The organism is Roseateles sp. P5_E8 (assembly GCF_054177665.1).
In genome coordinates, this window is sequence record NZ_JBGCUM010000012.1 from 1 (window position 1) to 12,974 (window position 12,974).

The following is a 12,974-nucleotide window of genomic DNA, read 5'->3' on the forward strand; positions in this document are numbered from 1 at the left end:
GCCTGGACCCGTTCGGCGGCGCCACCTTCGAGCGCCCCTGGTTCCAGGGCGGCTCGCCGATGGAACTCGCCAAGCTGAAGGCCGATGCCGCCTTCGAGTTCTTCGCCAAGCTGGGCGCGCCCTACTACTGCTTCCATGACCGCGACGTCGCCCCCGAAGGCGCCACGCCGCGCGAGAGCCAGGAGAACTTCAAGCGCATCGTCGACCTGCTGGGCGAGAAGCAGCAGGCCACCGGCCTGAAGCTGCTGTGGGGCACGGCCAACCTGTTCAGCCATCGCCGCTTCATGTCGGGTGCGGCCAGCAACCCCGACCCCGAGATCTTCAAGGTCGCCGCGCTGCAAGTGCGCGACGCGATGGACGCCACGCTGGAACTCGGCGGTGAGAACTACGTGCTCTGGGGCGGCCGCGAAGGCTATGAGACGCTGCTGAACACGCGTCTGGGCCAGGAGATGGACCAGCTCGGCCGCTTCCTGAACATGGTGGTCGAGTACAAGCACAAGATCGGCTTCAAGGGCGCCATCCTCATCGAGCCCAAGCCGCGCGAGCCGTCCAAGCACCAGTACGACTTCGACACCGCCACCGTCTACGGCTTCCTCGTGCGCTACGGCCTGGAGAAAGAGGTCAAGGTCAACATCGAGGCCAACCACGCCACGCTGTCGGGCCACAGCTTCGAGCACGAGATCGCCACCGCCGGTGCGCTCGGCATCCTCGGCAGCCTGGACATGAACCGCGGCGACCCGCAACTGGGCTGGGACACCGACCAGTTCCCCAACAACGTGCCCGAGACGGCGCTGGCGCTGTATCACGTGCTGCAAGCCGGCGGCCTCGGTTCGGGCGGCTTGAACTTCGACGCCAAGGTGCGCCGCCAGTCCATCGACGCGGCGGACCTCTTCCACGGCCACATCGGCGGCATGGACGTCTGCGCGCAGGCGCTGCTGATCGCCGAAAAGATGGTCAACGACGGCCGCCTCAAGGCCGCCGTCGACAGCCGCTACGCCGGTTGGGACGCTGCGCAAGGCCAGGACATCCTCAACGGTCGCCGCACGCTTGATCAACTGGCCGACGAGGTGCTGGCAAGGAACACCGACGTCGTACCGGTCTCCGGTCGACAGGAAGTCCTGGAGAACCTTGTCAACCGCTTCTGCGGTTGAACTCACCTCCCTTGGTCCGCGCACTGACGGCGCCGGCCACGAACACAGGACTGCTATGACTGACTCGAGCACTTGCCTGGCTGACTTCATCAGAGGTGTCGCCGCCACCAGCCAACACGGCAGTGACGACCCATTCATGGAAATCGACAACTTGACCTACTCCAGCCCCTTCCCCGCCGACTTCATCTTCGGCGTTGCCGCCGCTGCCCCGCAGATCGAGGGCGCCGCCTTCACCGACGGCAAAGGCGAGTCCATCTGGGACCGCTTCTGCCGCACGCCCGGCAAGGTGCACGACGACGACACGCTCGATGTCGCCTGCGACCACTACAACCGCTTCGACGACGACTTCGCGCTGATGGCCTCGCTGGGCCTGAAGTACTACCGCCTGTCCCTCGCCTGGCCGCGCATCTACCCCAAGGGCGACGGCGAGCTGAACCAGGCCGGGCTGGACTTCTATCACCGCCTCTTTGCCAGCATGAAGAAGCACGGCATCGAGCCGTGGGTGACGATGTTCCATTGGGACCTGCCGCAATCGCTGGAAGACCGCGGCGGCTGGACCTCGCGTGTCACCGTCGACGCCTTCGCGACCTACGCCGACACCATCGTCAAGGCCTTCGCCGGCGAGGTGAAGCACTGGATCACGATGAACGAGATCCGCTGCTTCACGGAGCTGGGCTACGGCTGGGGCACCAAGGCGCCGGGCCGCAAGGAGAGCGCCGCGGTCGTCAACCAGACCTTCCACCACGCGCTGCTCTGCCACGGTCATGGTGTGAGGGCCGTGCGCGAGTTTGGCGGCGCGGGCGCGGTCGTCGGCCTGACCGACAACCTCGATGTCTGCATCCCCGTCACCGAGATGCCGGCCGAAATCGCGGCTGCCAAGGCCTGGTTCCTGGAGAAGAATGCCCATGTGCTGGGCGCCATGCACGCCGGCCGCTATCCGGCCGATTACCTCGAACGCGTCGGCCCGGATGCGCCCGACGTGCGGCCGGGCGATTTCGACCTCATCAGCCTACCCACGGACCACCTGGGCCTGAACATCTACACCGGCACCTTTGTGCGCGCCGGCAGGAACGGCGCTGCATTCGAGGCCCTGGCCCATCCCGTGAACTATCCGCGCGCCGACAGCCCGTGGCTGCGCCTTGTGCCCCAATCCATCTACTGGGCCACGCGCTTTGCCGCCGAGTGCTACGGCCACCAGGCCCTCTACATCACGGAGAACGGCTGCGGCTACAACGACGAGCCCGTGGTGAACGGCGAGGTGCTGGACCTGCACCGCCGCGACTTCCTGCGCAACCACCTGCGAGAGGCCCATCGCGCCATCGGCGATGGCGTGCCGCTGAAGGGCTATTTCCTGTGGTCGTTCATCGACAACTACGAATGGGAAGACGGCTACCAGCGCCGCTTCGGCATCGTGCATTGCGATTTCGAGACGCAAGTCCGCACGCCCAAGCTGTCGGCCCGCTACTACTCGGACGTGATCACGACACGCAAGATCCTGTGAACGCAAGCACCCTCCACCTGACACAGGTCGTACCGCCCGCGGCCGACCGCCTGCCGATGCGCCAGAAGGTCGGCTTCGGCCTGGGCGCCTTCCTCGACATGTGGGGCCACTGGCTCTACCCATCCCTGGCCTTCCAGGTTTTCAACATTTTTCTGGGCGTCGCACCCGGCCTGATCTCCACGGTGCAGATGGTCAAGATCTTCATCGACGCGGGGTCGGATGCGGTCTTTGGATGGATCTCGGACAACACGCGCACGCGTTACGGCCGGCGCCGACCGTTCATCCTGGTCGGCGGCGTGCTCGCCGGCATCGGCCTGCCGCTGATGTTCGCCGTCGGCAAGGACTGGACGCAGACGCAGTACTTCATCTTCATGCTGGTCAGCATGGTGATCTACGTGCCCATCATGAGCTGCTTCAACATGCCCTGGGTCAGCCTGGGTTCGGAGATGACGCCGGACTATCACGAGCGCACCACCGTGATGGCCATCCGCAACGCCATCCAGAAGCTGCCTGAGCTGTCGATGTTCTTCGCGGCGCAGTTCACGACGCTGTCGATCTTCAACGATGCGAGCGGCAAGCCCGACATCCTGCGCGGCGCGCAGACCTACTGCGGCATCCTGGGCGCCATCATGGTGGCGGTGTCCATCGCCATCTTCCTGCTGGTGCGCGAGCGCTACTACGAGAAGCTGGTGTCGCGCACGCAGACACACATCCCCTTCTCCGATACGTTGTGGCGCACGCTGCGCTGCAAGCCGTTCCGGCATGTGCTGCTGATGGCCCTGGCCTACGGCATCGGCACGGCGATGGTGGGCGCGCTGGGCTACTACGCGACCATCTACTACGTCTGCCAGGGCGATGTCGTGCAGGGGGCGAAGTGGAACACCGCCATGGGCCTGGCCGGCATGGCCTTCGGCTTCGCGGGCATCCCCTTCTTTACCTGGATCGCGCGCAAGCATGGCAAGCGTGCCGGCCTGGCTGCGGTGCTGGCGCTGGCCATCTGCGCCTTCATCGGCGACTGGTGGCTGTATGACCCGGCGCGGCCTTATCTGCAACTGTTCGCCTGCGGCTTCGTCGCCTTCACCGGCGCGGGCTTCTGGACGCTGTACGGCGCCACCATCGGCGACGTGGTGGACTACGACGAGTCCCTGACCGGCCAGCGCCGCGAGGGCTCGTTCTCGGCCTGCCAGTCCTGGATCACCAAGGTCGGCATCGCGCTGGGTGTGGGCGCGTCGGGCTGGATCCTGCAGTTCACCGGCTTCGACGCCAAGCAGGCAATCCAGACGCCCGAAGCCATCTTCTGGATCCGCATCCTGCTGTCGGGCATCCCGGTCATCGGCCTGGTGCTGGCACTGATCGCTATCCTCCGCTTCCCGCTGACAGAAGCGCGCATGCTGGCGATACGCGGGCAGCTCGAATCAACGCGGGGGACGGTATGACGATGGCACGCGCGATTCCCGCACACATGCAGACTGAAGTTATGCACAACCACAAGTCATCCTTGAATGGCTTCAAGGCACTCTGGTTTGCGTGCTGCCTGGCGTTGAGCACCCTCTCTCACGCTGCGGGACCCGCGAAACAGGCTCAGCCTTTTGAATGGAAATCCAGCGAGCCGCTGATCAGGCCGCCCGCGGATGCGAAGAACATCTTTGGCGTCAAGGACCCGACCATCGTCTATCACGACGGCCGCTATCACGTCTTCATGACGACGGCGGGGACGGCGGGCTGGGGCATGGCCTATACGAGCTTTGCGAATTGGGACGAAGCGCCGAATGCGCCCAAATTCATGCTCGAAAAGTCCCCCATCGGGCCGGGCTACCGCGCGGCGCCGCAGGTCTACTACTTCGCGCCGCAAAAGCTCTGGTATCTCATCTTCCAAGGCGGCGACCCGCTGTACTCCACCACCAAGAACCTGGCTGACCCCCAATCATGGACGGCTCCAAAGCCCTTCTACGCGGCGATCCCGCAAAGCGTTAAAGACGCCAAGGGCCAGGCGCACTGGCTGGACTTCTGGAATATCTGCGACGACAAGAAGTGCTATCTCTTCTTCACTGACGATCACGGCAGCTTCTACCGCGCTGAAACCACGTTGGAGCGTTTCCCCCAGGGTTTCTCCGAGCCCGTCGTCGTCATGAAGGAAAAGCTCGAGGACATGTTCGAGGCGAGCAACACCTACAAGATCACGGGCACCAACCAGTATTTGACGCTGATCGAGGCGATGGGGCCCAGCGGCAGGTATTTCCGGGCCTGGACAGCCGATCGCCTGGACGGGGAGTGGCAACCCATTCCCGGCGCAAGGATGAACATGTTTGCTGGCGCAGACAACGTCAAGTTCAGCGGCCGGATCTGGTCCGAAGGCATTTCCCACGGCGAAATGATCCGCGACGGCGTCGATCAGACGCTGAGCATCGACCCCTGCCAGCCGCTGAAGTTTCTCTATCAGGGCCTGGACATGGAAAAGAACAAGAAATACGACTACATCGAGCTGCCTTATCGTCTGGGCTTGATCACCGCCACAACGCCCAACGCCATCAGCGACTTGTGCAAGAAATGAACGACGGCACCGCTGCCCTTGCGCACGACCGCGAGAGCTGGGCGGAAAACTTCCATCACTTCGCCCAGCAAGCCTTTCGCTGAGCGGTCCGCCACACCCCAACACAACACGGAGACATCATGCGCCGCATCACCTTTCTCGGACTGGGCCTCATGCTGACGCTCGCGCCCTGTGCAGCAGCGCTGGCGCAGGGCAAGGGCACCATCGGCATTGCGATGCCGACCAAGAGCTCCCAGCGCTGGATCGCCGACGGCGACAACATGGTCAAGAGCCTCAAGGCCCTGGGCTACCAGGTCGACCTGCAGTACGCCGATGACGAGATCCCGAATCAACTCGCACAGCTCGAGAACATGGTCACCAAGGGCGTCAAGGCCCTCGTGATCGCGTCCATCGACGGCACCACGCTGTCAGGCGTCTTGCAGAAGGCCGCCGAGAAGGGGGTCAAGGTTGTCGCCTACGACCGGCTGATCCGCGGCTCGAAGAACGTCGACTACTACGCCACCTTCGACAACTTCCAGGTCGGTGTGTTGCAGGCCGAGTCCATCGTCAACCGGCTCGGCCTGAAGCAGGGCAAGGGGCCCTTCAACCTGGAGGTGTTCGCGGGCTCACCCGATGACAACAATTCGGGCTTCTTCTACGACGGCGCCATGAGCGTGCTGAAGCCCTACCTGGACAGCGGCAAGCTCGTCGTCCGCAGCAAGCAGCTGGGTGCGATGAAGGTCGGCATCCTGCGCTGGGACACCGCCACCGCTCAGGCGCGCATGGACAACCTGATGTCGGCCTTCTACGGCAAGGAGAAGCTGCATGCCGTCCTGTCCCCCGCGGACATCCTGTCGATCGGCATCATTTCTTCCTTGAAGGGCGTCGGCTACGGCAGCGCGAGCCAGCCGATGCCGGTCATCACCGGGCAGGACGCCGACCTGCCGTCGGTCAAGGCCATCCTGAGGGGCGACCAGGCCTCCACCGTCTTCAAGGACACCCGCCAGTTGGCCAAGGTCACGGCCGACCTCGTCGACGCGGTGCTCAGCGGCCGCACACCGCAGGTGAACGACACCAAGACCTACAACAACGGCGTCAAGGTGGTGCCGTCCTATCTGCTCAAGCCCGTTGCGGTCGACACGACGAACTGGAAGCCGGTGCTCGTGGACAGCGGCTACTACAAGGAAGGGCAGCTCAAGTGAAAGTGAGCCCCTCGCCCGCTCCTGCACCGCTGAACGCGGGCAGGCCCGGCCGGCCCCCCGAGGGGGCGGCGATGCTTGCCGGTGCGACCGGCAAGCACATCGCCAAGTGGGCCGGCTTGGGAGCGGCCCGGCGCTCGGCCCTCAACACATCAGTGGAATGACAACCTCAGGCAATCAGCCTGCCGCGCTGCTGGAGATGCGCGGCATCGGCAAGAAGTTCCATGGCGTGGTCGCCCTCCGGCACGTCGACCTCGTCGTCCAGCAAGCTCAGATCCACGCGGTGGTCGGCGAGAACGGCGCTGGCAAGTCCACGTTGATGAAGATTCTCTCGGGGGTCTATCCGCACCCGGACTACGAAGGAGAGATCCGGTTCGCCGGGGAACCGCAGCGCTTCGCCGGCATTCGGCAGAGCGAGGCGCTCGGCATCGTCATCATCCATCAGGAGCTGGCGCTGATTCCGCAACTCTCCATCGCCGAGAACCTCTTCCTCGGGCACGAGCGTGCCCGGCGCGGCGTGATCGACAGGGCGCGCACCCACGAGCAGGCCGTCGAGCTGCTGCGCCAGGTCGGGCTTCAGGAATCCCCGAACACGCTGGTGAAGGACATCGGCGTCGGCAAGCAGCAGCTCGTGGAGATTGCCAAGGCACTCGCGAAGGACGTCAAGCTGCTGATCCTCGATGAGCCCACGGCCAGCCTCAACGAGGACGACAGCGCCGCCCTGCTCGAGCTGCTGAAACGGCTGCGTGGCCGCGGTGTCAGTTGTGTGCTGATCTCCCACAAGCTCAACGAGATCGCCGAAGTGGCCGACGCCGTCACGGTGCTTCGCGATGGCTCGACCATCACCACCATGGACTGCCGGGACGCACCGCCGGCGGAGGCGGCCATCGTCCGCGCCATGGTCGGGCGAGACATGCAGGATCGTTACCCCAAGCGGCAGCCCAATCCTGGCGACGTCCTGTTCGAGTTGCGCGACTGGTGGGTCGAGCACCCGCTTCACGTGGGCCGCGAAGCCATCAAGGGCGTCAACCTGAATGTGCGCCGCGGCGAGATCGTCGGCATTGCCGGGCTCATGGGCGCCGGGCGAACCGAGCTGGCCATGAGCGTGTTCGGCCGTTCCTGGGGGCGGCGCATCCGCGGCTCCGCCTGGATGGGCGGTCAGCAGGTCGACGTTTCCACGGTCAGGCGGGCCATCAAGGCCGGCATGGCCTATGTCACCGAGGACCGCAAGTCCCTCGGCCTGGTGCTGCAGGAGAGCATCGCCCGCAACACCAGCCTGTGCCGCCTCGAGGGCGTCTCGCGCCTGGGCGTCATCGACGAAGCCAGGGAGGACGCCGTGGCGAATGACTTCCGGCAGCGCCTGGCCACCCGTTGCTCCGGCGTCCAGCAGCCGGTCGGCGACCTGTCAGGCGGCAACCAGCAGAAGGTCGTGCTGGCCAAGTGGCTGTTCACCGACCCCCAGTTGCTGATCCTGGACGAGCCGACCCGAGGCATCGACGTCGGCGCCAAGTTCGAGATCTACAGCCTGATCGCCAGCCTGGCTGCCCAGGGCCGCGCGATCCTGATGATTTCGTCCGAGCTGCCCGAGCTGCTGGGCCTGTGCGACCGCCTGTACATGATGAACGAGGGTGCACTGGTGGCCGAGATGCCGGCCGCCGGCGCCACCCAGGAAACCGTCATGCACGCCCTGCTGGGCACCCATTGAAACCTATCGCCATGTCTTCCTCTTCCCTGCGCAATTTCCTTGCATCGCATCTGCGCGACTACGGCATGCTGCTGTCGCTGGTCTGCATCATGGGGTTCTTTCAGGTGCTCACCGACGGCACCCTGCTCCAGCCGCTGAACCTGACCAACCTGTTCCTCCAGAACAGCTACATCGTGGTCATGGCCCTCGGCATGTTGCTCGTCATCGTCGCGGGCCACATCGACCTGTCGGTCGGTTCCATCTGCGGCTTCGTCGGTGCCCTGGCGGCCATCCTGATGGTCGAGTGGGGCTGGCCTGTGCTGCCATCCGTCGCCGTTTGCCTGGTCGCGGGCGCTCTCATTGGCGGCCTGCAGGGCTGGTTCGTCGCCTATTTGAAGATCCCCTCGTTCATCGTCACCCTCGCCGGCATGCTGGTGTTCAAGGGCCTGGCGCTGGCGCTGCTGGGCGGCCAGTCCGTAGGCCCCTTCCCGGACAGCTTCCAGCTCCTCAGCAGCGGCTTCTTGCCCGACTGGCCCGCCGGCGCGGAGCACCACCTCAGCACGCTTGTCATCGGGTTCGGTCTGGTGGCCTGGCTGGGCTGGCGGGAGCTAGCCGCGCGCGGCAAGTCCGCAGCGCTGGGTTTGACGGTGGAGCCGGCTGCGCTCTTCGGCCTGCGGCTGCTAGCCCAGTCCGGCGCCCTGGCGGCGCTGGTGTGGCTGCTGGCCTCATACAAGGGCCTGCCCAATGTGCTGCTGCTGATGGGCGTGCTGATTGGTGCCTATGTCTTCCTGACCCAGCGCACGACGCTCGGCCGGCGTGTCTACGCCCTTGGCGGCAACGAACGCGCCGCGCGCCTGTCCGGCGTGCCGACGGAGAAGCTGACGCTGCTGTGCTTTGCCAACATGGGCGTCATGGCGGCGCTCGCCGGCCTGGTCTTCGCGGCGCGCCTCAATACGGCCACGCCCAAGGCCGGCCTGGGCTTCGAGCTCGACGTGATTGCCGCCTGCTTCATCGGCGGCGCCTCAGCATCGGGCGGCGTCGGCAAGGTGATCGGCGCGGTGATTGGCGCCTTCATCATGGGCGTGATGAACAACGGCATGTCCATCCTCGGCGTGGGCATCGAATGGCAGCAGGTCATCAAGGGTGTGGTGCTGCTGGCCGCCGTGGTTTTCGACGTCTACAACCGCCGCAAGGGCGGGTGACGCCTGGCCGGTCCGGTGATGCCATGAAGCAGCAAGCCGCCGTCGCCGTGAAACGGCCGAAGTGGCGTTGGCCACAGTGGATGCCGATCCTGGCATCGCTGGCCGGCCAACAGGCCGTGCATGCCGCCGAGCCAAGCCCGCTGTTGATCGTGGCACCGACCAGCCAATCCATGCCCATGCTCAGGATGGCGAAGGACAGGCCCGTCGACGGTGTGCTCAAGGAACTTGGCGAGCTGCTGGCCCGGCGCCTGGGCCTGAAGCCCGTGTTCGTGGCGCTGCCCAGCAAGCGCGCCGGCCCGGCCGTGGCGTCGGGAGCTGCAGACCTGCTGTGCTACGTCAAGCCCGCATGGCTCGAGGGCAAGGTGCTCTGGACGCGTCTTTTCCTGTCAGGCACGGGGGTCATCGCGGCGGGGTCGAGCGCCCCTGAAGTGGCTGAGCTTCAGGCCCTCGCCGACGAGCCGCTGGGCACGGTGCTGGGGTACTACTACCCCGCCCTCGAATCGGCTTTCAGGCAGCAGGTGCGGCGGGCAGACGTCCCCGATGCCGAGACCAATCTGCGCCGGCTGACCTACGGCCGTGTGCGTTACGCGGTCACCGACCGCGCCGCGCTGGCCTACTACCTCAGGGCCAACCCGGACGCCGGACTGCGCGAGATCCTGGAAGTCGAACACTACCAACTTGGCTGTGCGCTGACCCTCGCCAAGAAGGCGCTATTGCAGCCGCTGAACAAGGCCATCGACCGAATGGTGGCCGACGGATCGCTGGAAGCGCTGCTGAAGCGATACCGCTGAAACCGACGGCCGCTGCCCGGTGGCGGCGAGCGGCCGTGCCGGGTCGTCAACACATCACTTCACAAACCGCGCGGTGTAGCTTCGTCGTGGCCGCGCGACTGGCGGCCCGCGACGAGGTGCCTCTGACGTGGTCGCGCCGGGTTGGCAGGCAGGCCCTTTTTCGTGGGTCCATCTTTGTGTCCGTTTTGACATCTAATCCGAAACGGAATTTTGGTAAGACCAACTTCGCACAAAGGACAGATTCAGCACCATCCGCCRCAGCCCCGGGTAAGCACCGGTCTGACCAAAGCGCCAATGTGGCAAAGTGGCATGACCGAAAACTTGCCTGTTTTGAATCCGTTCGCCGAGATGTCTGAGTTCCCAGCCCCCCGATCGACCTTGTTGAGCATGCAGGGTGTCTGCAAGCGTTTCGACAACGTCACGGCGCTGGCGGGCGTTGCGCTGGACGTGCGCCGCGGTGAAGTCCATGCGATCTGCGGCGAGAACGGGGCCGGCAAGTCGACGCTGATGAAGATCCTCAGCGGCGTCTACACACCCGACGAAGGCGAGATCCGCATCGATGGCGAGCCCGTGCGCATCCAGGGCCTGCAACATGCACGGGCCCTGGGCATCGTCATGATTCATCAGGAGCTCAACCTGGTGCCGCATCTGACGGTGGCCGAGAACATCTGGCTCGGCCGCGAGCCACGCCGCGGCTGGTTCGTCGATCAGGCCAGGCAGCGCGAAGGCGCGCGCGCCTACCTGCAACGCCTGGGCGTGGATATCGATCCGGACGCCGAGGTATCGACGCTGTCCATCGCCCAGCAGCAGATGGTCGAGATCGCCAAGGCCTTGTCGATGCAGGCGCGGCTGCTCATCATGGACGAGCCCACCTCCTCCCTGGGCGAGGCCGACGCCGCGCGGCTGCTCAACGTCGTGAAGGACCTCAAGCGCGAAGGCGTGGGCATCGTCTACATCTCGCACCGGCTCGACGAGCTGGAGGCGATCGTCGACCGGGTCACCGTGCTGCGCGACGGCCACTACATCACGACCCGCCAATGGACGGAGACCTCCATCGACGAGATCGTCAGCCTGATGGTGGGTCGCGAGTTGAACCAGCAGTTCCCGCCTGCGACGCGGCAGCCCTCCTCCGACGTGCTGCTGCGCGTGCGCGGCCTGCGGCAGGACGGCGTGTTCGGGCCGCTGGACTTCRAGCTGCGGCGCGGCGAGATCCTCGGCTTCGCCGGCCTGGTCGGCGCCGGCCGCACCGAGGTCGCGCGGGCCATCTTCGGCGCCGATGCCGTCGATGGCGGCGAGGTTGAACTGGCCGGCGAGCGGCTGGACATCCGCTCGCCGCGCGACGCCATCGCCGCCGGCATCGCCTACGTCTCGGAAGACCGCAAGGCCCATGGGCTGGCGGTGAAGATGAGCGTGGCCCACAACATCACGCTGGCCAACCTGGGCGCGCTGGCCAGCGGCCTGGGCTTCATCGACGCGGCCGGCGAACGCAGCACCGCCGAACGCTTCATCGCCGAGCTGGGCATCCGCACGCCCTCGCCCGACCAGATCGCCCGGCTGCTGTCGGGCGGCAACCAGCAGAAGGTGGTCATTGCCAAATGGCTGTTCCGCCAGGCCCGCGTCATCCTCTTCGACGAACCGACGCGCGGCATCGACGTGGGCGCGAAGTACGCGATCTACGCACTGATGGACCAGCTCGCAGCCCAGGGCGTCGGCGTCGTGCTGATCAGCTCGGAGCTGCCCGAAGTCCTGGGCATGAGCGACCGCGTTGCCGTGTTCCGCCAGGGCCAACTGGCCGGCGTGCTGGAAACCCGCCACTGCAGCCAGCACGACGTCATTCACCTTGCCTCGGTCGGCTCATGCGACCCGGCCATGCACAGCGCGGCCTTCCTTGAACCCACGACATGAACGACCGCCAGAAAGACCTGATCCAGAAATTCGCCGCGCTGGCGGGCCTGCTCATCCTGTTGCTCGTCTTCTCGCTGACAAGCGCCGCCTTCTTCTCGGTCGGCAATGCGATGACGGTGTCGCTGCAGGTGACGACCATCGTCTACCTCGGCATCGGCGCGACGCTGGTCATCCTGACCGGCGGCATCGACCTGTCGGTGGGCTCGGTGCTGGCCCTGTCGGGCGTGGTGGCGGGCATGCTCGTCAAGAGCGGCATGCCGGTCGCGCCGGCCATGGTCATCGGCGTCGTCGTCGGCGCGCTGTGCGGTGCGATCAACGGCCTGTGCGTGACCAAGCTGCGGCTGCCACCATTCATCGCCACGCTGGGCATGATGCTGGTCGCACGCGGGGTCGCGCTGCAGCTCACCGACGCGCGCGCCATCTCCGGCCTGGGCGATGCCTTCGGTACCTTGGGCAACGGCGCGCTCTGGCGCATCGAGAAGATCGACGAGCAAGGCTTTCCTGACGTCGTGTTTCCCGGCATCCCCTACCCTGTGCTGCTGATGATCGTGATCGCGGTCGCCGCGGGCATCCTGCTGCGTCGCACGACGCTCGGCCGGCACCTGCACGCGGTCGGCTCCAACGGCGAGGCGGCGCGGCTGTCGGGCGTCAACGTGGGGCGCGTCACGATGTTTGCCTACGTCGCCTCGGGCGCGCTGGCCGGCCTGTGTGGCTGCGTGCTGATGTCGCGCCTGGTGACGGCACAGCCCAACGAGGGCGTCATGTACGAGCTCGACGCCATCGCGGCCGCCGTCATCGGCGGCACCTCGCTGCTGGGCGGCGTCGGCACCATCTCCGGCACGCTGATCGGCGCCTTCGTCATCGGCATCCTGCGCAACGGGTTGAACATGAACGGCGTCTCGTCCTTCACGCAGCAAATCATCATCGGCGTGGTCATCCTCGTCACCGTCTGGATCGATCAACTCCGCAACCGGCGCTGAAGACCGGCCTCACACATCAAGAGACATCCCA

Annotated in this window: 10 protein-coding genes; all 10 read left to right on the top strand. The window is 65.7% G+C overall.

Annotated features, from left to right (window positions below; all coding sequences use genetic code 11):
- The first annotated feature begins 2 nt into the window (after positions 1-2).
- The 10 genes from xylA to ACXRVZ_RS09550 all read left to right on the top strand — a co-directional run bounded on the left by xylA (position 3) and on the right by ACXRVZ_RS09550 (position 12,943).
- Positions 3-1,151 carry a xylose isomerase gene (gene xylA, locus ACXRVZ_RS09505; protein WP_458232337.1) on the top strand — a complete coding sequence of 383 codons (1,149 nt, stop codon included), beginning with the start codon at positions 3-5 and terminating at the stop codon, positions 1,149-1,151.
- A gap of 136 nt (positions 1,152-1,287) precedes the next feature.
- On the top strand, positions 1,288-2,652 hold the full coding sequence (locus ACXRVZ_RS09510; protein WP_457428119.1) for a GH1 family beta-glucosidase: 1,365 nt from the start codon (positions 1,288-1,290) through the stop codon (positions 2,650-2,652).
- Positions 2,649-4,088 carry an MFS transporter gene (locus ACXRVZ_RS09515; protein ID WP_457428121.1) on the top strand — a complete coding sequence of 480 codons (1,440 nt, stop codon included), beginning with the start codon at positions 2,649-2,651 and terminating at the stop codon, positions 4,086-4,088. Before ACXRVZ_RS09510 ends, ACXRVZ_RS09515 begins: the two co-directional genes overlap by 4 nt.
- 41 nt (positions 4,089-4,129) lie before the next feature.
- Positions 4,130-5,203 (top strand): non-reducing end alpha-L-arabinofuranosidase family hydrolase, encoded by a 1,074-nt coding sequence (locus ACXRVZ_RS09520; RefSeq protein ID WP_458232338.1) that lies wholly within the window; start codon positions 4,130-4,132, stop codon positions 5,201-5,203.
- Between the two features lie 119 nt (positions 5,204-5,322).
- Positions 5,323-6,384 (top strand): multiple monosaccharide ABC transporter substrate-binding protein, encoded by a 1,062-nt coding sequence (gene chvE / locus ACXRVZ_RS09525; RefSeq protein WP_457428150.1) that lies wholly within the window; start codon positions 5,323-5,325, stop codon positions 6,382-6,384.
- 157 nt (positions 6,385-6,541) lie between these two features.
- Positions 6,542-8,086: a multiple monosaccharide ABC transporter ATP-binding protein gene (gene mmsA, locus ACXRVZ_RS09530; protein ID WP_458232339.1), complete on the top strand. Its 1,545-nt coding sequence runs from the start codon at positions 6,542-6,544 to the stop codon at positions 8,084-8,086.
- An 11-nt stretch (positions 8,087-8,097) separates the two neighbouring features.
- The gene (gene mmsB, locus ACXRVZ_RS09535; RefSeq protein ID WP_457421235.1) at positions 8,098-9,267 is read left to right on the top strand and encodes a multiple monosaccharide ABC transporter permease; all 1,170 of its coding nucleotides are present in this window, start codon (positions 8,098-8,100) and stop codon (positions 9,265-9,267) included.
- Between the two features lie 23 nt (positions 9,268-9,290).
- Positions 9,291-10,058, top strand: coding sequence for a substrate-binding periplasmic protein (locus ACXRVZ_RS09540; protein ID WP_457421233.1), 768 nt, complete (start codon positions 9,291-9,293; stop codon positions 10,056-10,058).
- 348 nt (positions 10,059-10,406) lie between these two features.
- Positions 10,407-11,963, top strand: a complete 1,557-nt coding sequence (locus tag ACXRVZ_RS09545) for a sugar ABC transporter ATP-binding protein (protein WP_458232340.1) — start codon at positions 10,407-10,409, stop codon at positions 11,961-11,963.
- Positions 11,960-12,943, top strand: a complete 984-nt coding sequence (locus ACXRVZ_RS09550; RefSeq protein WP_457421229.1) for an ABC transporter permease — start codon at positions 11,960-11,962, stop codon at positions 12,941-12,943. The genes ACXRVZ_RS09545 and ACXRVZ_RS09550 overlap by 4 nt, the downstream gene beginning before the upstream one ends.
- Positions 12,944-12,974: the final 31 nt, after the last annotated feature.